This is a genomic window from Pseudomonas sp. BN102, assembly GCF_029871245.1.
GTDB lineage: Bacteria > Pseudomonadota > Gammaproteobacteria > Pseudomonadales > Pseudomonadaceae > Metapseudomonas.
On sequence record NZ_SSON01000071.1, the window covers coordinates 1 to 21,885 of the forward strand.

At 61.9% G+C, this 21,885-nt stretch carries 22 protein-coding genes and 2 tRNA genes; 10 read left to right on the plus strand and 14 right to left on the minus strand.

Annotated elements, in window-relative coordinates; genetic code table 11:
• The coding region (locus tag E8F12_RS17700) for an SDR family oxidoreductase (RefSeq protein WP_280325927.1) at positions 1 to 234 on the plus strand (234 nt) is incomplete at its 5' end.
• 14 nt (positions 235 to 248) lie between these two features.
• Positions 249 to 845: an NAD(P)-binding domain-containing protein gene (locus E8F12_RS17705; RefSeq protein WP_280326526.1), complete on the plus strand. Its 597-nt coding sequence runs from the start codon at positions 249 to 251 to the stop codon at positions 843 to 845.
• Between the two features lie 286 nt (positions 846 to 1,131).
• Here E8F12_RS17705 and E8F12_RS17710 read toward each other — a convergent pair whose 3' ends face one another.
• Positions 1,132 to 2,430 carry a hypothetical protein gene (locus E8F12_RS17710; RefSeq protein WP_280326527.1) on the minus strand — a complete coding sequence of 433 codons (1,299 nt, stop codon included), beginning with the start codon at positions 2,428 to 2,430 and terminating at the stop codon, positions 1,132 to 1,134.
• A 479-nt stretch (positions 2,431 to 2,909) separates the two neighbouring features.
• Here E8F12_RS17710 and E8F12_RS17720 point away from each other — a divergent pair, with 479 nt between their 5' ends.
• On the plus strand, positions 2,910 to 4,109 hold the full coding sequence (locus E8F12_RS17720; protein ID WP_348532428.1) for a tyrosine-type recombinase/integrase: 1,200 nt from the start codon (positions 2,910 to 2,912) through the stop codon (positions 4,107 to 4,109).
• Between the two features lie 71 nt (positions 4,110 to 4,180).
• Here the strand turns inward: E8F12_RS17720 and E8F12_RS17725 are convergent.
• The 11 genes from E8F12_RS17725 to E8F12_RS17775 all read right to left on the minus strand — a co-directional run bounded on the left by E8F12_RS17725 (position 4,181) and on the right by E8F12_RS17775 (position 13,352).
• Positions 4,181 to 4,257, minus strand: a tRNA-Pro gene (locus E8F12_RS17725).
• An 87-nt stretch (positions 4,258 to 4,344) separates the two neighbouring features.
• On the minus strand, positions 4,345 to 4,701 hold the full coding sequence (locus E8F12_RS17730) for a MerR family transcriptional regulator (protein ID WP_280326528.1): 357 nt from the start codon (positions 4,699 to 4,701) through the stop codon (positions 4,345 to 4,347).
• On the minus strand, positions 4,682 to 4,984 hold the full coding sequence (ihfA, locus tag E8F12_RS17735; protein WP_044874623.1) for an integration host factor subunit alpha: 303 nt from the start codon (positions 4,982 to 4,984) through the stop codon (positions 4,682 to 4,684). The genes E8F12_RS17730 and ihfA overlap by 20 nt, the downstream gene beginning before the upstream one ends.
• Before the next feature lie 3 nt (positions 4,985 to 4,987).
• Entirely contained in the window at positions 4,988 to 7,366 is a 2,379-nt protein-coding gene (gene pheT, locus E8F12_RS17740) for a phenylalanine--tRNA ligase subunit beta (RefSeq protein WP_280326529.1), read from the minus strand.
• A 36-nt stretch (positions 7,367 to 7,402) separates the two neighbouring features.
• Positions 7,403 to 8,419, minus strand: a complete 1,017-nt coding sequence (pheS, locus tag E8F12_RS17745; RefSeq protein WP_280326530.1) for a phenylalanine--tRNA ligase subunit alpha — start codon at positions 8,417 to 8,419, stop codon at positions 7,403 to 7,405.
• Between the two features lie 94 nt (positions 8,420 to 8,513).
• Positions 8,514 to 8,870 (minus strand): 50S ribosomal protein L20, encoded by a 357-nt coding sequence (gene rplT / locus E8F12_RS17750; RefSeq protein ID WP_280326531.1) that lies wholly within the window; start codon positions 8,868 to 8,870, stop codon positions 8,514 to 8,516.
• A gap of 28 nt (positions 8,871 to 8,898) precedes the next feature.
• Complete coding sequence (rpmI, locus tag E8F12_RS17755; protein ID WP_021701550.1) at positions 8,899 to 9,093, minus strand: 50S ribosomal protein L35; 195 nt, start codon at positions 9,091 to 9,093, stop codon at positions 8,899 to 8,901.
• Between the two features lie 60 nt (positions 9,094 to 9,153).
• A complete protein-coding gene (infC, locus tag E8F12_RS17760; protein WP_280326642.1) occupies positions 9,154 to 9,705 on the minus strand; it encodes a translation initiation factor IF-3 in 552 nt (183 codons plus the stop codon).
• Positions 9,705 to 11,627, minus strand: a complete 1,923-nt coding sequence (gene thrS / locus E8F12_RS17765; RefSeq protein ID WP_280326532.1) for a threonine--tRNA ligase — start codon at positions 11,625 to 11,627, stop codon at positions 9,705 to 9,707. The genes infC and thrS overlap by 1 nt, the downstream gene beginning before the upstream one ends.
• 539 nt (positions 11,628 to 12,166) lie before the next feature.
• Entirely contained in the window at positions 12,167 to 12,706 is a 540-nt protein-coding gene (locus E8F12_RS17770) for a DUF4345 domain-containing protein (RefSeq protein WP_280326533.1), read from the minus strand.
• Positions 12,707 to 13,145: 439 nt separating this feature from the next.
• A complete protein-coding gene (locus E8F12_RS17775; protein WP_280326534.1) occupies positions 13,146 to 13,352 on the minus strand; it encodes a hypothetical protein in 207 nt (68 codons plus the stop codon).
• Between the two features lie 892 nt (positions 13,353 to 14,244).
• On the opposite strand from E8F12_RS17775, the gene E8F12_RS17780 reads away from it, so the two are divergent.
• Positions 14,245 to 14,730, plus strand: a complete 486-nt coding sequence (locus E8F12_RS17780; protein WP_280326535.1) for a DUF1643 domain-containing protein — start codon at positions 14,245 to 14,247, stop codon at positions 14,728 to 14,730.
• A gap of 287 nt (positions 14,731 to 15,017) precedes the next feature.
• On the opposite strand, the gene E8F12_RS17785 is transcribed toward E8F12_RS17780, so the two are convergent.
• A tRNA-Val gene (locus E8F12_RS17785) sits at positions 15,018 to 15,094 on the minus strand.
• A gap of 184 nt (positions 15,095 to 15,278) precedes the next feature.
• On the opposite strand from E8F12_RS17785, the gene E8F12_RS17790 reads away from it, so the two are divergent.
• Positions 15,279 to 16,562, plus strand: a complete 1,284-nt coding sequence (locus E8F12_RS17790; RefSeq protein WP_280326536.1) for an FAD-binding oxidoreductase — start codon at positions 15,279 to 15,281, stop codon at positions 16,560 to 16,562.
• 101 nt (positions 16,563 to 16,663) lie between these two features.
• On the opposite strand, the gene E8F12_RS17795 is transcribed toward E8F12_RS17790, so the two are convergent.
• Entirely contained in the window at positions 16,664 to 17,332 is a 669-nt protein-coding gene (locus E8F12_RS17795; RefSeq protein ID WP_280326537.1) for a PA2778 family cysteine peptidase, read from the minus strand.
• A 316-nt stretch (positions 17,333 to 17,648) separates the two neighbouring features.
• Here E8F12_RS17795 and E8F12_RS17800 point away from each other — a divergent pair, with 316 nt between their 5' ends.
• The 5 genes from E8F12_RS17800 to E8F12_RS17820 all read left to right on the plus strand — a co-directional run bounded on the left by E8F12_RS17800 (position 17,649) and on the right by E8F12_RS17820 (position 21,608).
• Entirely contained in the window at positions 17,649 to 17,918 is a 270-nt protein-coding gene (locus E8F12_RS17800; protein WP_280288864.1) for a hypothetical protein, read from the plus strand.
• A gap of 204 nt (positions 17,919 to 18,122) precedes the next feature.
• Complete coding sequence (locus E8F12_RS17805; RefSeq protein WP_280326538.1) at positions 18,123 to 18,830, plus strand: DUF421 domain-containing protein; 708 nt, start codon at positions 18,123 to 18,125, stop codon at positions 18,828 to 18,830.
• Positions 18,831 to 19,158: 328 nt separating this feature from the next.
• On the plus strand, positions 19,159 to 20,166 hold the full coding sequence (locus E8F12_RS17810; RefSeq protein WP_280326539.1) for a DJ-1/PfpI family protein: 1,008 nt from the start codon (positions 19,159 to 19,161) through the stop codon (positions 20,164 to 20,166).
• A gap of 10 nt (positions 20,167 to 20,176) precedes the next feature.
• A complete protein-coding gene (locus E8F12_RS17815) occupies positions 20,177 to 20,419 on the plus strand; it encodes a DUF1272 domain-containing protein (RefSeq protein ID WP_280326540.1) in 243 nt (80 codons plus the stop codon).
• A 22-nt stretch (positions 20,420 to 20,441) separates the two neighbouring features.
• Positions 20,442 to 21,608, plus strand: a complete 1,167-nt coding sequence (locus E8F12_RS17820) for an MFS transporter (protein ID WP_280326541.1) — start codon at positions 20,442 to 20,444, stop codon at positions 21,606 to 21,608.
• Positions 21,609 to 21,885 lie beyond the last annotated feature (277 nt).

A 21,885-nucleotide genomic window follows, 5' to 3' on the forward strand; every position in this document is an offset into this window, starting at 1 on the left:
GTGCGCGACCTCGGCCCGCGTGGCATCACGGTCAACACCGTGCATCCCGGCCCGACCGACAGCGACATGAACCCGGCGGACGGCCCGGTGGCTGACTTCGTCCGCCCCAACATCGCTGTCGGCCGCTATGGCGAGGCTCGCGACATTGCCGCCGCCGTGGCCTGGCTGGCCAGCCCCGAGGCGGCCTTCGTCAGCGGTGCCGAACTGCTGGTCGATGGCGGCTTCACCGCCTGAGGGAGGAACGGGACATGCAGATAGGCATCATCGGCGCCGGAGCCATCGGCAGCGCCATCGCCCGCGCCCTGAGCAACGCGGGCCTCGAAGTCGTCATCGCCAATAGCCGTGGGCCCGAGAGCCTGCAGGCGCTGGCCAATGAACTGGGGCCGAAGGTCAGGCCGGTCAGCCGCGAGGAGGCCGCCCGGGCGGATATCGTCTTCCTCGCGGTGAACTGGTCGAAGATCCCCGCCGCGCTGGACGGGCTCGGCCCCTGGAACGGGCGCATCGTGGTGGATGCCAACAACCCTATCGAAGCGCCGACCTTCCGGCCGTTCGACCTGGGCGCCCAGAGTTCCAGCGAAGTGGTAGCGCAGCTGCTACCGGGAGCTCGCCTGGTTAAGGCCTTCAACCACCTGGCACCGGCGCTGCTGGCTGGCGACCCGCAAGCCGAGGGCGGACGCCGCGTGCTGTTCTATTCCGGCGAGGATGCAGCGGCAAAGGCCGAGGTCGCGGCGATGATCGAGCGCCTGGGCTTTGCTGGCATCGACCTCGGCGGTCTTGCCGAGGGGCGCCTGGCGCAGTTCCCCGGCGGGCCGCTGCCGACACTCAACCTGGTGAGATATAGCTAGAACCCATATGGCGGACGCTCAATTGCGTCCGCTTTTGGCCGTTTTTTTGCCGGTCGGTATAGTGCCAATGCCAAACGCAATCCTCAGTCAACGCAATGAAAGTTTCTGCTCAAGAGGCGTGAATGCTCGCACTCATGGCACCACGGTAAGTGGCAGTTCTCGGACAATTTCCAGACAGGACCGCCCCCTCAAACGAAGACGTCAGGCAAACAGTTTAAAAAATCCAAAACATGCTCACCATCAGTGAGCATTTTCTGGATTTCGTAAACCAGGAAGGGATCAAACCTTAGCGCTCTTGAGGACCTTTCCACTCCATCAGAGCCTTTAGTGCGTCCAACTCGCCGATAAAGTCACGTGCCTGTGCGAGCTTTTCCATTGCCACGCGCTGAGGCTCTCCAGCCAACTCGGACGCAGACGCTTCCGCATCACGAAAGAAAGCCTGTATCCGCTTGATTTCATCCCACTGCTGAATCGCTGAGAGCAAGTCTGAGCGCGCATCCCGCCGGGCCTCAGCCCTTCGCGTGAGCTCCTCCTTCTCCTCAAGCCGGCGCAGTTCCTCCTCCCATTCCAGGCGCCGAACTCGTGCCCGCTCCTCACCCTCCTCCACCAAGCGAGCAATCACAGGGGCCGCATCTGTGAGTTGCTGGACAATATCATCCAACTGGCTATGCAGCCGGCTCTCCTTACTCTCCTTCCAACTGCGACTCCAATCTGCATTGGGATAGGGGCAAAAGGCCCGTAGGCACAGGCGCCCGGTGGCGAAATCAATGCGCGTGGTCCAGTTGAGAGTCGGATGCAGTCGCCGCTGCTGCTGTGCTGGAATCTTGGAAACCGGAATGTACCCACGGTCGACATAACGAGCTTCGAGTTCCTCGGTCATCTCGAATAGGGTCAGACCGATTGCCACCGTTCCCACGAACACCACTGTGGGTTTGGAGGGCGACCATAGCGCTGGATAGCGATGCCGTGGTTTCTTGGGGGGCAGCTCATGCTCATCTACCGGAGCCCGGGAATACACTCGATCACTTGGCGCAAGCATGACGCGATGACCGGCAGCTTCGAGTTTGAGAAAGAGCTGATTCGCGATCTTCAGGGCCGGTTCGAGCTGCTGCTTGGTTACCACGATATCAACCAGGCGCTGCTTTCCTGGCTTAAGAAACCCCTGGTCGATCACCCGCCCCTGTTCAAAAATTTCGTACGCCCCCACAAAAATTGGGTGCTGCTTGGAGCGTGAAACTCTTAGTTGCTCAGGACGAACTACGCGTGGGCTCGGTGCCTTGGGAAGTGGCCGATAAATGGGACCCAGGACATCGCCCCGGCGCCAAACCTGCAGATCACCCGGGCATGTCTCGGGTAATGGCGGCTGAGGGCTTGGCTTTCCATTCTCCAGTTTTGCCCAGTGCCCACGCGGTGGCCGAGGAACGTTCATACGCGTGCACACACGTGCCATAAAGCTGGACGAGACGCCGTGACGCTCGGCGATCTTGGTCATCGGAAGTTGCCACACCTCTGCGTACAACTCCTCACGAGTGACCGGCCCGCCAGGGGTTGAATTTAGTTGCTCGAACACCTCTTCAGAAGACATACATCGATCCTTAAGCCCCGATATGGCCAGGCCCGCCAAGCCAACAGATGGCAAGTCGGCCCGAAATCGCCAGGGCACCAATTATCCAAGTACCCCTGTTGTACCAAACCCTCCCCGGCCCTCTCCACCGCGTTGTTTGCCCAATGGGTAGCAGCCAGCATCTGCACGAGGAACAGGGCAACACGGAGAAAGACAGCAATGCCCGCAACAACCGAGCACCGCCCTGCCCGCTTGATCTCTTGCATGCCCCGAATACTTCGGGCTAATGCTGCACCAGCCTACCTCGGCATGTGCCGCACCGAGTTCAACAAAACTGTTCGCCCCTACGTCCGGGAATTCCGTATCGGGGTGCAGGGCATCGGGTTCGATCGAGAGGAACTGGATGCCTGGGCCGACGCCTACATCGACCAGGCCAGCATTGAAAAGGAAGGCGCCACGGGACATGATCACTCCCGCAGCGAGCGCCAAGGAGAAAAACCATGGCGCAAAAAACCATTAGCGGCCTCTACCAAAGGAACGGGATCTGGCACATCGACAAGGTCTTCAGAGGTCAGCGAATTCAGGAAAGCACTGGATCAAGCGACAGGAAGGAGGCGGAGCAATACCTGATACACAAGCTGGAAAAGCTGCGCAAGCAGAAGATCTACGGCGTACGCAGGATCCGAACCTGGCGGGAAGCAGCCACTCGTTATCTGGTTGAGTACAAGGACCAACCCTCGATAGGGCTCACTGCCATCTATCTTGAGCAGTTGGACCCATATATTGGGGACACCCCTGTCACTCACATCGATGATGAAACGCTGGCCCCGTACATCAAGGATCGCTTGAAGCCCAGCAAAACCAGCGACGGCAAGGTGAAGCACGGGGTTTCTTACCGAACGGTGAACATCGCCCTGGAGCGTGTCATACGCATCCTCAATCTCTGCGCCAGGAAATGGCGTGACGAGCAGAAGCGTCCCTGGCTCGACGTGGTGCCGATGATCACCAAGCTGGAGGAGAAGAAAACCAGGCGATCGCCCTATCCGCTGTCCTGGGAAGAGCAATCGATTCTCTTTGCCGAACTGCCTGATCACTTGCGCCGCATGGCGCTTTACAAGGTGAACAGCGGCTCGCGCGAGCAGGAAGTCGTGAAGCTGTGCTGGGACTGGGAGATACCGGTGCCAGAGCTCAAGACCAGCGTCTTCCTCATACCGGCTGATTTCGGTGGCAGGCATGCGAGTTCGGGGGTCAAGAACGGCGACGAGCGATTGGTGGTACTGAACAACGTGGCAAAATCTGTCATCGAGGGACAGCGTGGCCTGGACCCAGTTTGGGTGTTCCCTTATGGGATGCCCGACCAGAACGGCAAGGCGATGCCAGTACACCGGATGAACGACTCAGCCTGGAAGAAAGCCAGGGTGAGGGCGGCAAAGAAGTTCCAGGAACAGTTTCTGCGCCCTGCTCCACCCGGATTCGCTTCGATCCGAATCCACGACTTGAAGCACACATTCGGCCGTAGGCTTCGGGCGGCTGGGGTGACGGAAGAAGACCGGAGGGCTCTTTTGGGGCACAAGAACGGCAGCATCACCAGTCATTACTCGGCGGCAGAGCTGGGAAAACTGATCGATGAAGCCAACAAGATATCGGCCACCGACTCCCGCGGGCCGGTGCTGACGATACTGAGGAGGAAGGCAGGATGAAGAGTCCCGCAAAAGTCCCTGAAACGAAAAAGGCCAGTCGTTTCCGAACTGGCCTAAGTCGCTGAAGAATATGGTCGGGACGGAGTGATTCGAACACTCGACCCCTTGCACCCCATGCAAGTGCGCTACCAGGCTGCGCTACGCCCCGACGTTTTCTAGCTTGCTCCGGATCACCGGAAGCGGAGCGAACTATACATTAAGCTTTTGAATTGTGGAAGGTTTTTTTCGAGATTCTTTATTTTTTCAGAACCTGGAGGACGTCCTCGAGCTCGGAGATCATCTGGCGGATGAGCTGCCTGTACTGAGTGGTGTCTTCCTTGGCTTCGTCGCCGGAGAGGCGCTGGCGCGCCCCGCCGATGGTAAAACCCTGGTCGTAGAGCAACGCCCGGATCTGCCGGATCATCAGCACATCCTGGCGCTGGTAGTAGCGTCGGTTCCCGCGCCGCTTTACCGGGTTGAGCTGGGGAAATTCCTGCTCCCAGTAACGCAGCACGTGAGGCTTGACGGCGCAGAGTTCACTAACTTCGCCAATAGTGAAGTAACGCTTGCCTGGAATGGGCGGTAACTCGTCGTTATGACTCGGTTCCAGCATAAGCTTCGACCCTGGCTTTGAGTTTCTGCCCTGGACGGAAAGTGACCACACGGCGCGCCGTGATCGGGATTTCCTCTCCTGTCTTCGGGTTTCGGCCAGGCCGCTGACGCTTGTCGCGCAGATCGAAGTTGCCGAATCCCGACAACTTCACCTGTTCGTTGTGCTCCAGCGCCTGACGGATTTCCTCGAAGAACAGCTCCACCAGTTCCTTGGCTTCCCGTTTATTCAGGCCAAGCTCTTCATATAGACGTTCAGCCATCTCAGCTTTCGTCAGAGCCCCCATACGCTACTTCCTTAACGTGGCATTGAACCTGTCTTCTAGCGAGGTGACGATGTTTTGCGTCGTGTTGTTCACCTCATCGTCAGTAAGAGTGCGCGATGGATGCTGCCAGGTCAAGCCGACCGCCAAGCTTTTTCTAAGCGGATCAATACCTTTACCGTGATACACGTCAAACAGCCTGAGGTCGGTCATCCACTCGCCGGCGGCTTCGCGGATTGTGGCCAGCACGGCTTCGGCGGGGACCTCGCGATCCACCAACAGGGCCAGGTCGCGGCGCACCTCGGGGAAGCGCGACAGCTCGCTGAACTTCGGCAGCTTGCCTTGCATCACTTCGGCCTGCACCAGCTCGAACAGGTAGACCGGCTGATCCAGGTCCAGGACCTTGGCCAGTTCCGGGTGCAGGGCACCGAGGAAGCCGACCAGGCGCCCTTCCCTTTCGATGCGGGCGGTTTGGCCCGGGTGCAGGGCAGGATGTTCGCCCGGCACGAAGCTGAAAGCGTCCAGTGCACCAGCGGCGCCCAGTACGGCTTCGACGTCTGCCTTGGCGTCATAGAAGTCGACGGCATCGCGGCCGTTGGCCCAGCCTTCCGGCAGGCGGGAACCGCAGAGCACACCGGCGAGCATGGGCTCCTGCTTCAGGCCTTCGAGCTGGCCAACGAAACGCAAGCCGCTTTCGAACAGGCGCACGCGGGACTGCTGGCGGTTGAGGTTGTGCTGCAGCGCGCTGACCAGGCCCGGCCACAGGGAAGAACGCATGGCCGCCATGTCGGCGGAGATGGGGTTGGCCAGCATCAGCGGCTTCACGCCTGGGTTGAACAGCTCGAACAGCTTGGGATCGATGAAGCTGTAGGTGATGGCCTCGTGATAACCACGGGCAACCAGCAGGCGGCGCAGGGCCGGCAGCTCGACGGCGGCCTCGGAGCGCGCGGTCGGCGCCAGGCGAGCTTGCGGGTAGCGAACCGGCAGACGGTTGTAGCCGTAGAGGCGGCCCAGCTCTTCGATCAGGTCGACTTCCAGGCTGATGTCGAAGCGGTGGCTCGGCACGTCGACGCGCCATTGGCCGGCGCTGTCGGCGGTGACCTTCAGGTCCAGGGCGGTGAGCAGGCGCTCGACTTCGGCGGCGTCCATTTCCATGCCCAGCATCTGCGCAATGCGCTCGGCACGCAGAGTGACCGGCGCGACTTGCGGCAGGTGCTCCTGGCTGGCGGCTTCGATGATGGGGCCGGCTTCGCCGCCGACGATTTCCAGCAGCAGGCCGGTGGCGCGCTCCATGGCTTCACGGGCGAGCTGGAAGTCGACGCCACGCTCGAAGCGGTGCGACGAGTCGGTGTGCAGACCATAGGAGCGCGCCTTGCCAGCGACAGCGATGGTGTCGAAGAAGGCGGCTTCGAGGAACAGGTCGCGGGTCTTGGCGCTGACGCCACTGTGCTCGCCACCCATGACGCCGGCGATGGCCAGGGCGCGGGTGTGGTCGGCGATCACCAGGGTGTCGGGACGCAGGGTGACTTCCTGGCCGTCGAGCAGGATGAGCTTCTCGCCCTCCTCCGCCATGCGCACGCGGATGCCGCCGTTGATTTCAGCGAGGTCGAAGGCGTGCATCGGCTGACCGAGTTCGAGCATCACGTAGTTGGTGATGTCGACGGCGGCGTCGATGCTGCGCACGTCGGCGCGGCGCAGGCGCTCGACCATCCACAGCGGGGTCGGGCGGGACAGGTCGACGTTGCGGATCACGCGGCCGAGGTAACGCGGGCAGGCAGCCGGCGCGGACACTTCAACCGGGCGCACTTCGTCATGGGCCGGCGCGACGGCAGCGACTTGCGGGCGGGTGACCGGCGCATCGTAGAGCGCGCCCACTTCGCGGGCGAGGCCGGACATGCTCAGGCAGTCGCCGCGGTTGGGGGTCAGGCCCAGTTCGATGATCACGTCATCCAGGCCCAGGTAAGCGCGGATGTCCTGGCCCACGGGGGCGTCGGCGGCCAGTTCCATCAAGCCGTCGTGGTCATCGCTGATCTGCAGCTCGGAGGCCGAGCAGAGCATGCCGCTGGACTCAACGCCACGCAGCTTGGCCTTCTTGATCTTGAAGTCGTCCGACAGTTCGGCGCCGATCATGGCGAAGGGAATCTTCAGGCCGGGGCGCACGTTGGGCGCGCCGCACACCACCTGAAAGGTCTCGCTGCCGTTGCTCACCTGGCAGACGCGCAGTTTGTCGGCGTCGGGGTGTTGTTCGGTGCTCAGCACCTCGCCCACGACCACGCCGCTGAAGGCACCGGCCACCGGAGTGACGCTGTCGACTTCGAGGCCGGCCATGGACAGACGAGCCACCAGCTCGTCGCGGGATACCTGCGGGCTTACCCAGCTCCGCAGCCAGTCTTCACTGAATTTCATCTTCTTACTCCTGGGATTCGTTTCGGACGCTGCGACCTAGCGGAATTGCGCGAGGAAGCGCAGGTCGTTGTCGAAGAACAGGCGCAAGTCGTTGACGCCATAACGCAGCATGGCCAGACGCTCGACGCCCATGCCGAAGGCGAAGCCCTGGTATTTCTCCGGGTCGATACCGGACATGCGCAGCACGTTCGGGTGCACCATGCCGCAGCCCATCACTTCCAGCCAGCCGGTCTGCTTGCACACGCGGCAGCCTTTGCCGGAGCACATCACGCAGGACATGTCGACTTCGGCCGACGGCTCGGTGAAGGGGAAGAAGGAGGGACGGAAACGCACGCCGAGGTCCTTCTCGAAGAACACCCGCAGGAACTCTTCGATGGTGCCCTTGAGATCGGCGAAGCTGATGCCTTCGTCGATCAGCAGGCCTTCGACCTGGTGGAACATCGGCGAGTGGGTGATATCCGAGTCGCAGCGGTAGACGCGGCCGGGGCAGACGATGCGGATCGGCGGCTGCTGCGACTCCATGGTGCGCACCTGGACCGGGGAGGTGTGGGTGCGCAGCAGCATGTTCGCGTTGAAATAGAAGGTGTCGTGCATTGCCCGGGCCGGGTGGTGGCCGGGAATGTTGAGCGCTTCGAAGTTGTGGTAGTCGTCTTCGACCTCGGGGCCTTCGGCAATGCCGTAGCCAATCCGGGTGAAGAACTGCTCGACGCGCTCCAGGGTGCGGGTAACCGGGTGCAGGCCACCGGAGGCCTGGCCGCGGCCCGGCAGGGTCACGTCGATTCGCTCGGCCGCGAGCTTGGCGGTCAGGGCTGCCTGCTCAAGCGACTCTTTGCGGGTATTCAAGGCGTCCTGAACGCGCTCCTTGGCGGCATTGATCAGGGCGCCGACTTTGGGACGCTCCTCTGCCGGCAGGTCGCCCAGGGTCTTCATCACCTGGGTCAGCTCGCCCTTCTTGCCGAGGTAGTGAACGCGAATCTGCTCCAGGGCATTCACGTCTTCGGTTTGTTGCACGGCCTCAAGCGCTTGCGAGACCAGCGCATCCAGATTTTCCATCTACAGACTCCAGATACGAAATAGGGGAAGAGCGCAAGGCCCTTCCCCTATCGGTGACGTTCAGCACCGGGCGAACCCGGTGATTGTCGGGGACTTAAGCCAGGATGGCCTTAGCTTTCTCGACAATCGCAGCAAACGCCGCTTTTTCGTTCACTGCCAGGTCGGCCAGAACCTTACGATCGATCTCGATGGCCGCTTTTTTCAGGCCAGCGATCAGGCGGCTGTAGGACAGACCGTTCTGACGAGCACCAGCGTTGATACGAGCGATCCACAGAGCGCGGAACTGGCGCTTGCGCTGACGGCGGTCACGGTAGGCGTATTGGCCAGCCTTGATTACCGCTTGCTTGGCAACGCGGAACACGCGGGAGCGTGCGCCGTAGTAGCCTTTGGCGAGTTTCAGAATTTTCTTGTGACGGGCACGAGCGATGACGCCACGCTTAACACGAGCCATGAGTAATTTCCTCTAGAATCTTGACCGATTAACGAACGCGCAGCATGCGCTCGACTTTTGCTTTGTCCGACGGATGCATCAGCTCGCTACCGCGGAGTTGACGCTTACGCTTGGTGGACATTTTGGTCAGGATGTGGCTCTTGAAAGCGTGCTTGTGCTTGTAGCCAGCAGCGGTCTTGAGGAAACGCTTGGCTGCACCACTCTTGGTTTTCATCTTTGGCATGTTTAGTACTCCGCATTCATTAACAACTGATAACCATCAGGCCTGCCAGTGCCCGGGAGGTTACTTACGCTTCTTGGGAGCGATGACCATCATCAGCTGGCGTCCTTCCAGCTTAGGATGCTGTTCGACGGTGCCGATTTCAGCGAGGTCGGCTTCGACCCGCTTCAACAGCTCCATACCCAGCTCCTGGTGAGCCATCTCACGACCACGGAATCGAAGCGATACCTTGGCCTTGTCCCCTTCATTAAGGAAACGTACCAGGTTGCGTAGTTTTACCTGGTAATCCCCTTCTTCCGTCCCTGGACGAAACTTGATTTCTTTAATCTGCTGCTGGTGCTGGTTTTTCTTCGCTGCAGCGGCCTGCTTCTTCTTCTCGAAGAGGTGCTTGCCGTAATCCATGATCCGACAAACGGGCGGCACCGCATCGGCAGAAATCTCTACCAGATCCAGCTTTGCTTCTTCTGCGAAGCGAAGCGCTTCATCAATCGAGACGACGCCAATCTGTTGGCCGTCAGCACCAATCAACCGCACCTCACGAGCCGAGATATTCTCGTTGATCGGGGCCTTCGGTTGAGTCCGCTTGTCCTGTCTCATTTCACGCTTAATAGTGATTACTCCAAGTCTTGGCGACCACGCCGGGAAACCGCTTGTGCGAGCTGCTCAGAGAAGCTTTCGAAGGGCATGGAACCCAGGTCGACACCCTCGCGGGTGCGCACAGCAACGGATCGAGTCTCAACTTCCCGGTCTCCAATAACCAAGAGATAGGGAACCTTGAGCAAAGTATGCTCGCGGATTTTAAAGCCAATTTTTTCGTTTCTCAAGTCAGACTTGGCACGGAATCCGCTTTGGTTCAGTGCCCGCTCCACCTCGAGGGCGAAATCCGCCTGCTTGTCGGTGATGTTCATGATCACCGCCTGGGTCGGCGCCAGCCAGGCCGGGAAGGCCCCGGCGTAGTGTTCGATGAGCATGCCGATGAAGCGCTCGAAGGAACCGAGGATAGCGCGGTGCAGCATCACCGGGCGCTTACGGTTGTTGTCTTCGGCGATGTAGGCGGCGTCCAGGCGCTCCGGCAGGTTCGGGTCGTACTGCAGGGTACCGCACTGCCAGTTACGGCCGAGGCAATCCTTCAGGGTGAACTCGATCTTCGGACCATAGAACGCGCCCTCGCCCGGCTGGTATTCCCACTCCAGGCCGGATTCGTTCAGCGCGTCTGCCAGGGCACTCTCGGCACGATCCCACAGCTCGTCGGAACCCACGCGCTTGATCGGGCGGGTCGACAGCTTCATGGAGATGTCGGAGAAGCCGAAGTCCGCATACACCTGCAGGGTCAGCTTGATGAAGTCGGCTGCTTCCTGCTTCACCTGATCTTCGGTGCAGAAGATGTGGGCGTCGTCCTGAGTGAAGCCGCGCACGCGCATGATGCCGTGCAGCGCGCCGGACGGCTCGTTGCGGTGGCAGGCACCGAATTCGGCCAGGCGCAGCGGCAGATCGCGGTAGGACTTCAGGCCCTGGTTGAAGATCTGCACATGGCACGGGCAGTTCATCGGTTTTACCGCGTAGTCGCGACTTTCCGACGAAGTGGTGAACATGTTCTCGGCGTAGTTGGACCAGTGGCCGGAGCGCTCCCAGAGAATGCGGTCCACCACCTGGGGCGTGCGCACCTCTACATAGCCATGCTCACGCTGCACCTTGCGCATGTACTGCTCGAGCACCTGGTACATGGTCCAGCCATTGGGGTGCCAGAACACCATGCCCGGCGCTTCTTCCTGCAGGTGGAACAGGTCCAGCTGCTTGCCGATGCGGCGGTGGTCGCGTTTTTCGGCTTCTTCGATGCGCTGGATGTAGGCGGCCAGCTGCTTCTTGTCCGCCCAGGCGGTGCCATAGATGCGCTGCAGCTGCTCGTTCTTCGAGTCGCCGCGCCAGTAGGCACCGGAAATCTTGGTCAACTTGAAGGCCTTGAGGAAGCGCGTGTTGGGCACGTGCGGGCCGCGGCACATGTCGACGTACTCCTCGTGGAAGTACAGGCCCATGGCCTTCTCGTCGGGCATGTCGTCGATCAGGCGCAGCTTGTATTCCTCGCCACGGGACTTGAACACCTCGATGACTTCGTCACGCGGGGTCATCTTCTTGATGACGTCGTAGTCCCTCTCGATCAGCTCGGCCATGCGCTTTTCGATGGCGGCCATGTCATCAGGCGTGAAGGGGCGATCGTTGGCGATGTCGTAGTAGAAGCCTTCCTCGATCACCGGGCCGATTACCATCTTGGCGTTCGGGAAGAGCTGCTTGACGGCGTGCCCCACCAAGTGCGCGCAGGAGTGACGGATGATCTCCAGCCCCTCTTCGTCCTTGGGCGTAACGATCTGCAGCGAAGCGTCGTTTTCGATCAGATCACAGGCGTCCACCAGCTTGCCGTCGACCTTGCCGGCCAGGGTTGCCTTGGCCAGGCCCGCGCCGATGGACTGGGCCACCTCGAGCACGGATACGGGTTTGTCGAACGTACGCTGACTGCCGTCGGGAAGAGTAATGATGGGCATGGCGCCTCCTCTCCTAGTGGTGACCTCTACCAAAGGCCACATGGGTTGGGATGAGCCAGTACGCGATCCGGCGGTATGCCTGCCATACGGTGGCAGGAGCCTTTGGGGCAAACCAGAACCGAACCAGAGTCACTGGAGGTAATGAAGAGCGGGATGCTTCCAGAAAGCCGAAACCCTGACAAGCGCACAATAAAAAAGGCCACCTGGGAGACTCTTTCTTGCCGAATCCAGCAGGCACACCGCCAACTTTCTATAGCGGAATACACCTAAGCGCTTGATGCCAAAGGGGAAAGGTCATTTCTGAGGCAACAAGAAAGGGCGCAGTCTAGCACAAAGGAATCAATAACTTAGCGTTGAATTTTGGTGGAGCGCGGACTCATCGTTCGATGTCGGGATTTCGAGCGGCAACCTTGTATTGAACCGCCTAAAGCCGCACCAGCCCAGCATCGGAGCCTAGCCGAGCCACAAATGGTGGACATAAAAGGCGATGCCCGCCCTACAGGCCGGCAATAGCTAACCCACCACCGCCAATCGCTCCGCTAGGTATCCTGATTGCGATCGGACGGCAGGCGCGGGGGCGCCTCAAGCGACTCGTCAAGGCGCTCCACCACATCTCCACGGATGCCGCGGCGGTGCAGCGGCTCGAGGTCGTCATCGAAATCGCTGGCCACCTCGGCTTCGGTTACCGATTCGGGGTAACGCGCCAGTTGCAGCAGTGCGACAGCAGACAACACGGCACTAACGAGCTTGTAGATCAGCGCGCTGATTTCGAAATTCTGCAGAGTGCCATCGTCCAGCCACAGCGAGCCGATGCGCGCCAGGATCAGCATCGACTGGATCAAGAGCAGCATCATCAGAGCCGCGCGCATCAGCTCGCGTCCGCGCAGCGACCATAGAAGGAAAAGCGCCAGGCCCACCTGCAGGCCGCCGTAGTAGACACGAACATTGCTCACCGAGGCGGCTTCCATCAGCAGCATGCCGTTGAGGTTGGCCATCTCGTAAGGGCGGAACCAGTAGGCCAGGCCGAAGCCGGCGAACACTACTATCTGAAGCACCAGGATCAGCCGGGCAAGTAGCATCACCAATCCTCCTCTGATCGGCAGCGATCTGAAGGAGACCCGCTGCACGGCGTTTCGTTCGCCCGCCCGTCACCCGCTGCACCGGGCCAGGAGGCCGAAACTTGATCCACCCACCGAGACCGGTGATTGAGTCGAACCAGGCCACCCTTCAGCTCAGGGAATGTTCCACTTCACCGTGCCAGTATCGATAAGCGGTGTATGCCGGCCAGTGAGGCGCTGGTCCTGCAGCCATAGCCGGGTCTGCTCAACGTCGAAGCCGAACCCATTCTTGGCTCGAATTTCTATAACAGGCTCCGAAACGTCGTACCGGCCACAATCAGCACAGTCAACGGATAGGCCACCCCTTCCGTATTCCCATACCGGGGCAGCTCCACCACAGATCAAGCAAGCCATTCTTCGCCCTCCACCAAGCTTGGTGAGCCCATCCTGACCGACTACATCATCCCTCCTGCATCCTGGCGTGCTCGTCGGCCCAGCGCCGAAGCACATCTTCCGGAATGCAGTGAGGTGCAGCCACTCGCTCCTTGAGCTTCTCCGCGAAGGAGACGGCCGAAGCCTGATCCCTGAACGACACTGCCATCCCGCAGGCTTCCACTTGCCATACATCTCGTCCCTGGTCGGTGAGCCGCTGAACCGCTATGTCCATGGAAGCCTCCGGATCGAATTGGCATTGGGACACTGGAGCCCGACTCATCGACCGGGCAAAAAAAAGCCAACCCATTGGGTTGGCTAGTTCTACACAGTATGAGCACCAACGGAGCATCTCGCACCGAAGTTACGACTAAAGACTAGACCCGCACGTTGTTGGAGCATTCCTAGCCACTGGCGTGCCTGCAATGCCGCCACCTGCTCCCGCTCGCAGCCGATCCACTGCCCACGCTCCGCCTGCAGCGCCCGCACCCTCACCTTCAGGTGGGCAACGCTCTACAGCCCGGCGGCCGCCTTCTCCACACAAGCGGTCACGCTGAGAGTCGCCGGGCGGTGTACCGTTACTCACAGTGAGACTCTGGCATGGCATGGGGACATCATGGCCTGGCAACGTTGCACCTCATGTCATGGCAACCGAACCATTCTCAAAAATGGCCACGCGGTTGAGTGCCGTCAATGCCGAGGTCTGGGCAGGCTGCACGACGGCCGTCACAAGCCAGGCGCAGATCGATTCCCCCTCCTTGTGGCCCTGCAGGTAGTGGCGTCCCTGGCCGCTGGATACTTGTCTGCCACCTACTTCAAGCAGCCAGACGCGACCCACAACCTGATTCTTGGGGCCATGGTGGCCGCGGCGATCTACTGGGCCCTGACGCTAAAGGTGGCTCGGCAGCTGATTCTGTGGGGGATGACGCTGGCGGTCTTCTATCACCTATACCAGGCCTGGCTTCACTACTGAATCACTGGCGAGTGTTCCTGACTGACTCATAGGACCGCTCACACGCCTGCCCCGCTACTCGACTTGAGGTTCATCTCGGTGACGAGTCCTGGGCCGAAGGCCTGAAAGCGCTGCTGGATCCACATATCCTCTGCGTGGAGAACGAGGTGCAGTCGTGAGCGCGATCTTCAGCGAATGCGGAACCTACCGCTACCTGCTCACCCGGCCAGGCGACGTGCACGCCGAGAAGGGCACCGCCCTCTTCCTGATGCTCAACCCGAGCACGGCGGACGCCACCGAGGACGACCCGACTATCCGCCGCTGCCGCAATTTCGCCAGGGCCTGGGGCTGCAACGGGATAGCCGTGGCGAACCTCTATGCCCTGCGCGCAACGGATCCTGCCGAGCTCTGGAAGCATCCGGACCCGGTAGGCCCGGACAACGATTGGCGCCTCACGTCTATTGCCCAGGAATACACGGACATCGTCTGCGCCTGGGGTGCGAATGCCCGGTCGGATCGAGTGACAGCAGTGGCCAACATTCTGACCGCCGTCGGCGGGCGCCTCTGGTGCTTGGGCACCACTAAAGATGGCCACCCCCGCCACCCCCTGTACGTCCGCGGCGACCAGCCCCTGATTCCCTGGATGCCGCCCAGCGCCTGACACTTCCCCACCTACCCCACCAGCTGCCGGCGAGAGTCGACGGCTGACCAACACTTCAACCAAAACACCCCAGCGCCAGGCGCTGGGCGGCGAGGTATTGTCCATGGCATGCCGACGTGAAAATGACCGAGCACTATCAGGCCGGACACGAGGAGAAGGGCGTTCAGTACCAACGCGTGAACGCCGACCTGAAGCTATAGGTGGCAGGACGCTTGGAAAAATATTGAAAACAAAAAGGGCGATCCTTTCGGATCGCCCTCTAAGCCCCGCGTGACGCGGGTTCGATTTGGTAGGCACAATTGGACTCGAACCAACGACCCCCACCATGTCAAGGTGGTGCTCTAACCAACTGAGCTATGTGCCTTCGATGGGTGCGCATTCTACGGGCTATCTTTTTTGTGTCAACACCTTTTTTCGCTAACTCTCTGAAAAAGTGGATTTTTTACTGTTCAGACCCTCGTTGAATATTTTGCACAGAGGCTAGCGGGCCCGCTTCAACTCAGGTAGCATCGCTCCATCTGTAAAAAATAAAAAACAGAGATTCCATTATGACGCACACTCCCTACCCCCAATCCTATTACGCGTTCTCGGCCAACCCCGTTCCGCCGCGCCCTGAACTGATCGGCGAGACCGAAACCGACGTCTGCATCGTAGGCGCAGGCTATACCGGGCTTTCCACTGCCCTCTTCCTGCTGGAGAACGGCTTCAAGGTGACCATCCTCGAAGCCGCCAAGGTGGGTTTTGGTGCCTCCGGCCGTAACGGCGGCCAGATCGTGAACAGCTATAGCCGCGACATCGACGTGATCGAGCGCACCTCCAACGCCAAGCATGCCCAACTGATGGGCGAGATGGCGTTCGAAGGCGGCCGCATCATCCGCGACCGCATCAAGAAGTACGACATCAAGTGCGACCTGAAGGACGGCGGCGTGTTCGCTGCGTTCACCAAGAAGCAGATGGAGCACCTGGAGTCCCAGAAGAAGCTGTGGGAGCGCTACGGCCATACCCAGCTGGAGATGCTGGACGCCAAGCGCATTCGTGAAGTCGCCGCGACTGACAACTATATCGGCGGCATGCTGGACATGAGCGGTGGCCACATCCACCCGCTGAACCTGGCCTTGGGCGAAGCCGCGGCGGTCGAGTCCCTAGGTGGCGTCATCCACGAGCAGAGCCCGGCCACCCGCATCGAGCGCGGTGCCAACCCGGTGGTGCACACCCCGAAAGGCCGCGTGAAGGCCAAGTTCGTGGTCGTGGCCGGCAACGCCTACATGGGTAATTTGATTCCCGAGTTGGCCAGCAAGTCCATGCCCTGCGGCACCCAGGTGATCACCACCGAGCCGCTGTCGGACGAGATGGCCAAGTCCCTGCTGCCCCAGGACTTCTGCGTCGAGGACTGCAACTACCTGCTGGACTACTACCGCCTCTCCGGTGACAAGCGCCTGATCTACGGCGGTGGCGTGGTTTACGGCGCCCGTGACCCGGCCAACATCGAGGCCATCATCCGGCCGAAGATGCTCAAGACCTTCCCGCAGCTGAAGGACGTGAAGATCGAGTTCGCCTGGACCGGCAACTTCCTGCTGACCCTGTCCCGCCTGCCCCAGGTCGGCCGGATCGGCGACAACATCTACTACTCCCAGGGTTGCAGCGGCCACGGCGTGACCTACACCCACGTTGCCGGCAAAGTGCTGGCCGAGAGCCTGCGCGGCCAGGCCGCGCGCTTCGACGCCTTCGCCAGCCTGCCGCACTACCCCTTCCCGGGTGGCCGCGCGTTCCGCGTGCCCTTCACGGCCATGGGTGCCTGGTACTACAGCTTGCGTGACAAGCTGGGCGTTTGATCGCCAAGCAATGAAAAACGGCGCCCTGGGGCGCCGTTTTTACTGGGCTTCGCTTTGCTCTCGGAACGCCGCCCGGCCCAACCTACGAAAAGCAGACCTAGTCAGGGCATTTGTAGCCTGGCCATCTTGGCGGCGTTGGCCTGGCCAGCGGCGGCGAGTTCGTCGGCGGCCTTCAGCCAGCGCGCGCGCTCCACGGAAGCCGGCAGCTGATTGGGCGCCTGCAGCAGTACCGCCCAGTTGCCCGCCTCGTCCCAGCTCGACTGGAACGCGCTGAAGCTCATCAGTGCGCGGCGCTCATGCCCCTGGCGCAGCAGCACCTGCTGGTTCTTGCGGTCATAGCCGATCAGCAGCGCGTAGCGCCCGCTCGGCATCCAACCGAAGCCTTCACGCAGGTGCACCAGCACCGGGTTGCCTGCGGCCACCTGCTCCAGCAGCTCATCCAACTGGTTGTTCAACGGGTAGACCAGGAGACCATGCTGGCGCGCCGTCGCCGCCAAGCCTTCCTGAAGGGAGGCCTCCTTCTGCGGCAAAAGCAGTTCATGTTCGATCATCCCGGGCGTTACCACTTCCCCCTGCTGGGTCAGCAGGGCAGCCATCGAGGCCGGTGCGCTCTGGTAGGCGTTCTGGGCGAAGAAGGGCACGCCGCTGAGTTCGACCCGCTCGGGCACCGCACGCAACTTCGGCGACAGCGGCTGGGCGGAGCAACCCGCCAGCAGTGCAACGCAACTGGCGACAAGCAAGGGACGGAGCAGGCGATTCAGGACAGGCAAGGCATCACTCGCTGTACGAAATGAATTTGGATGGTCGCCGATGATACTTGCGTGAACCGGCGCGGTACATCTCAGCCCCCCACTGAGGCGACTCGCAACAATGCCAACGGCGTGATGTATACCGCCAAGCGCAGCAAAGGCGCACAACACCCGATACAAAGTCGCTTATCCGTTCATTTCAGCGACAAAAACTTAGTTTTTCACGACTCCCTGTGACTTATTGGTCGAGTCTCGCCATCCACATTCACGACGGTGTAACAAAGGCATGCAGCCTCGCCGTCACCTTCATTGGGCACAATATGGAGAGACCCCTCCCATGAATACTCCGCTGCGCTTCAACGAGGCACTGATCATCGCCGGTCGTGCATTCAAACCCTTCCAGTGCGTTGCCTGGTCCCTCCAGGACGGCACCGGCGAACTCAGCATCAGCGTGATCGACCGCACCAGCACCCGGCTGCTCGGCCGCTCGAAGATCCCCAGCAGCACCTATTCCGACCCGGAGCAACTGGCCGACATTCTCAAGCAATCCCGCGAGGAGTTGAGCCGCAAGGGCTACGACCTCGACCCCTGGTCCATGCCGGAGTAACGACTCCAGCGCCAGTGCCCAATGCGCGGCGGGCAGGCCTCCCCTGCTCGCCCCGGCGACTTTTTCGCCTCGCTTTGCCCGCCTTCCCGATTCCCTCCCCCGCTAGCACCGCCCAGCCACTGAACGACGCAAGTCGCCGGAATCCGCTGTCTATCCCTGTACTGCCCCCGTAGGCCCGTGCTGGATGCAAGGAGCGGACTGGCGATGAATCCGTTCGACTGGCAACGCATCTTCCTCGACGAATTCCCGCTCGCCTTCCTCGGCGAAGTGATCCTGCGCTCGTTATGCGCCTTCATCCTGGTCTTCGCCTTCCTGCGCTTTTCCGGACGGCGCGGCGTGCGCCAGCTGTCGCTGTTCGAAGTCCTCGTCATCCTCACCCTAGGCTCCGCCGCCGGCGACGTGTCCTTCTATGAGGACGTCCCGCTCCTGCCGATACTCGCGGTTTTCGCCACCCTGCTCTGCCTCTACCGCCTGACCACCTACGCAATGGAGCGCAGCCCGCGCTTCGGCGCCTGGATGGAGGGCGAACCGGTGGTTATCATCCGCGACGGCCTCTACGACACCGAAGCCCTGGGCCGGAAGAACATTTCCAGCGATGAATTCTTCATGGAGCTGCGCCAGCAGAACGTCGAGCATCTGGGCCAGGTCCGGCTGGGGATTCTCGAGGTCGATGGCGATGTCAGCCTCTATTTCTTCGACGCCAGCGACATCCGCCCCGGCCTTTCGGTACTGCCCGACTGCTTGCGCCCCAGCTACGCGCGGATTCCGGCCGATGGCCTCTACGCCTGCAATCACTGCGGCCTGACCAGCCACCTTCAAGGCGGCGCGCAACCGGCTTGCCCGCGTTGCAGCAATGACACCTGGTCGAAGCCCCTAGGCCGCAAGCGTCAGACCTCAGCAGCCCTCCAATGAGCGAGAGCGAAAAACCGATTTGCCCTACCGACCTGCCGGCGCAGCTGCGTTACGTCGATGACCGCATGCCCGGTATCTGCCGACACCGATAGGATGGGCGCTTCATCTACCTCGACCCAGATGGCCTCCCCGCCATGATCGATGCCTTCCTCGCGGGCGAGCTGGCCGGATCAAGGGCGTGAGCGCCGAGGAAGCCGCTCTGCTGCAAATTCCTCGAGACCAGGGAAGGAAGCACCTGAAGCACTTTGGCAATATTTGTGGGCCTATTGTCATTGTTGCCACCCTGTTTTCGCTGCAGACTGACTCCAACGCTTTTTTCGAGGCTGTCATGGACGCCATTCGCCACATCGCCTGCCTGGCCTTCGCCGACGTCATGAGCCTGGATGTCACCGGCCCCCTGCAAGTGTTCGCCTCGGCCAATGTCGAGCGCAAACGCCAAGGCTTGCCAGCTTGCTACGTCCTTCACCTGCTGGGGCCCGCTGCCGGCCCAGTGAAGACTTCCGCCGGCTTCGCCCTGGTGGCTGAACAGGCCTGGAGCGAAGTCGACCCGGCCCGCCTGGACACCGTACTCATTCCCGGCGGCATGACCATGGACGTCCAGTGCCAGGACCAGGCGCTGCTGGAATGGCTACGGGACGCAGAACGGCAGGTACGCCGCCTGGGCTCCATCTGCTCGGGCGCCCTGGTCCTCGCCGCAGCGGGCCTGCTGCAGGGGCGCCAAGCCACCACCCACTGGTCGGACATGGAAGCGCTCTGTCGCCATGAAGGCATCGAGGTACAGGGCGACCGCCTGCACACCTACGACCCGACCGGCCGAGATGGCGACGCCCATGTATTCACCTCGGCCGGGGTCACCGCAGGCATCGACCTGGCGCTGGCCCTGGTGGAAGCGGACCTCGACCGCCCCACGGCGCTGGCAGTGGCCCGCCGCCTGGTGCTGTTCCTGCGCCGACCCGGAGGCCAGACGCAGTTCAGCGCGCTGCTCACTCCCGAACCCAGCCGCACGCCCCGGCTGGCCGCACTACTGGAGTGGATCCCGGCCAACCTCGCCGCCGACCTGTCCCTGGAAGCCCTGGCCGTCCAGGCGAAGATGGCACCGCGCAGCCTGTCGCGTGCCTTCGTCCAGGAGCTCGGGATGGGCCCCGGCAAGTACGTGGAGCGGGTCCGGCTGGAAGCGGCCCGCACGCTGTTGCAGGACGCTCAGGCTTCGATCGCCACAGTCGCGCGCCTGACCGGCTTCGGCCACCCGGAGAACCTGCGTCGCACCTTTCACAAGCACCTGTCCGTCAGCCCGCAGGACTATGCGGAACGCTTCGGACGCCCAACCTCCGACTGAGGATGACGCCATGCTCGAACTCCGCCCCAGCTGCGAATGCTGCGACAAGGACCTGCCGCCGGACTCGGCCCAGGCATTGATTTGCTCCTTCGAATGCACCTTCTGCCAGGCGTGCTCCGACCAGCGCCTGCACGGCACCTGCCCCAACTGCGGCGGCGAACTGGTGCGCCGGCCGATTCGCCCGGCGAGGAAGCTGGAGAAGTTCCCGGCCTCCAGCCAGCGCGTCGTCAAGACCGCCGGCTGCCCCAACTGAACACTTGCTTCAAGGACGAACCATGTTGCTGAACCACCCCGCCATTCGCTTGCTCTTCGCCGGCCAGGCGCTCTACTGGAGCTGCGCCATGATCGGCATCACCCTGACATCGCTGGTCGGACTGCAACTGGCGCCACTCAATGCCCTGGCGACCGTGCCTCTGGCGCTGATGGTCCTCGGCAACCTGATGGCGGTGCAGCCTTTGTCACTGTTCATGCAACGCCATGGGCGCCGGCCGGGGCTGATGCTCGGCGCCGGCTGCGGCGTGGCGGGCGGCCTGCTAAGCGCCCTTGGTGTGTGGCTGGGGGATTTCATCCTGTTCTGCCTGGGTGCCTTGCCCATAGGCGCCTACCAGGCCTCGGCCATGTACTACCGCTTCGCCGCGTTGGAGGCCGTGGGCGAGGCGCATAAGGGCCGGGCGACCGCCTACGTGGTGGGTGGCGGCGTCTGTGCAGCGCTGGTGGCGCCGAGCCTGTCGCTCTGGTCGCGCAATGCCCTGGACGCGCCCTTCGTCGGCGCCTACCTGATGATCGCGGCCCTGGCGCTGGTGGGCCTGTTGCTGATGTCGCGCCTGCGGGAAGGCCAGGCGCCAAGCCCGGCGCGGGCCAACCTCGTGGCAACCCGCGCACTGCTGGCGCGGCCGCTGGTGCGCGCCGCACTCGCCACCACAGCCGTCGGCCACGGCCTGATGATCCTGGTGATGAATGCCACGCCGCTCGCCATGAATTCTTGCGGCCTGTCTCTGGAATCCAGCGCCGAAGTGATTCGCTGGCACATGCTCGGCATGTTCCTTCCCGCCTTCGTCGCCGGCCCGCTGGTGGACCGCCTGGGCAGCCGGAGCATCGCGCTGCTCGGTAGCCTGGTATTGCTGGGCAGCGCTGCCATTGCCCTGGCTGGATTGCAGCCAGCGCACTTCCTGGCCAGTTCCTTCCTCCTCGGGGTCGGCTGGAACCTGATGCTGGTGGCCGGCACCACCCTGCTCGGCGAAGGCCACAGTGCCGAAGAACGCGGCCAGGCGCAGGCCATGATGGAGTTCGGCAACAGCCTGGTGGCCGCCTGCGGCTCCTTCGCTTCGGGCGCACTGATCGCCGCGATCGGCTGGGATGCGGTGAACCTGGGCATGCTGCCGCTGCTAGCACTCGCCCTGCTGATGCTGCTGCCGGTGCGGCGCCGGCTGGCGGCGGAGTGAGCGGGGTCCAGCCTGGGACCACCAACGTTGGGCTTTGCGCAGCTCAGCCACAACCTACGAACGTCTCCAACGCTTTTGTAGGTTGGGCCAAGCGCAGCGCGGCCCAGCGCGGGGGCAACCTGGGCCACCAACGTTGGGCTTCGCGTAGCTCAGCCACAACCTACGAACGTCTCCAACGCTCTTGTAGGTTGGGCCAAGCGCAGCGCGTCCCAATGCGGGGGCAACCTGGGCCACCAACGTTGGGCTTCGCGTAGCTCAGCCACAACCTACGAACGTC

What these genes read in the sequence shown, in the direction of transcription:
- E8F12_RS17705 (WP_280326526.1), top strand. Translation starts at nt 249, where the DNA reads ATGCAGATAGGCATCATCGGCGCCGGAGCCATCGGCAGCGCCATCGCC.
- E8F12_RS17720 (WP_348532428.1), top strand. Translation starts at nt 2,910, where the DNA reads ATGGCGCAAAAAACCATTAGCGGCCTCTACCAAAGGAACGGGATCTGG.
- pheT (WP_280326529.1), bottom strand. Translation starts at nt 7,366, where the DNA reads ATGAAATTCAGTGAAGACTGGCTGCGGAGCTGGGTAAGCCCGCAGGTA.
- thrS (WP_280326532.1), bottom strand. Translation starts at nt 11,627, where the DNA reads ATGCCCATCATTACTCTTCCCGACGGCAGTCAGCGTACGTTCGACAAA.
- E8F12_RS17790 (WP_280326536.1), top strand. Translation starts at nt 15,279, where the DNA reads ATGACGCACACTCCCTACCCCCAATCCTATTACGCGTTCTCGGCCAAC.
- ihfA (WP_044874623.1), bottom strand. Translation starts at nt 4,984, where the DNA reads ATGGGGGCTCTGACGAAAGCTGAGATGGCTGAACGTCTATATGAAGAG.
- rpmI (WP_021701550.1), bottom strand. Translation starts at nt 9,093, where the DNA reads ATGCCAAAGATGAAAACCAAGAGTGGTGCAGCCAAGCGTTTCCTCAAG.
- E8F12_RS17820 (WP_280326541.1), top strand. Translation starts at nt 20,442, where the DNA reads ATGTTGCTGAACCACCCCGCCATTCGCTTGCTCTTCGCCGGCCAGGCG.
- E8F12_RS17810 (WP_280326539.1), top strand. Translation starts at nt 19,159, where the DNA reads ATGGACGCCATTCGCCACATCGCCTGCCTGGCCTTCGCCGACGTCATG.
- E8F12_RS17770 (WP_280326533.1), bottom strand. Translation starts at nt 12,706, where the DNA reads ATGCTACTTGCCCGGCTGATCCTGGTGCTTCAGATAGTAGTGTTCGCC.
- rplT (WP_280326531.1), bottom strand. Translation starts at nt 8,870, where the DNA reads ATGGCTCGTGTTAAGCGTGGCGTCATCGCTCGTGCCCGTCACAAGAAA.
- pheS (WP_280326530.1), bottom strand. Translation starts at nt 8,419, where the DNA reads ATGGAAAATCTGGATGCGCTGGTCTCGCAAGCGCTTGAGGCCGTGCAA.
- E8F12_RS17775 (WP_280326534.1), bottom strand. Translation starts at nt 13,352, where the DNA reads ATGGACATAGCGGTTCAGCGGCTCACCGACCAGGGACGAGATGTATGG.
- E8F12_RS17815 (WP_280326540.1), top strand. Translation starts at nt 20,177, where the DNA reads ATGCTCGAACTCCGCCCCAGCTGCGAATGCTGCGACAAGGACCTGCCG.
- E8F12_RS17805 (WP_280326538.1), top strand. Translation starts at nt 18,123, where the DNA reads ATGAATCCGTTCGACTGGCAACGCATCTTCCTCGACGAATTCCCGCTC.
- E8F12_RS17710 (WP_280326527.1), bottom strand. Translation starts at nt 2,430, where the DNA reads ATGTCTTCTGAAGAGGTGTTCGAGCAACTAAATTCAACCCCTGGCGGG.
- E8F12_RS17800 (WP_280288864.1), top strand. Translation starts at nt 17,649, where the DNA reads ATGAATACTCCGCTGCGCTTCAACGAGGCACTGATCATCGCCGGTCGT.
- E8F12_RS17730 (WP_280326528.1), bottom strand. Translation starts at nt 4,701, where the DNA reads ATGCTGGAACCGAGTCATAACGACGAGTTACCGCCCATTCCAGGCAAG.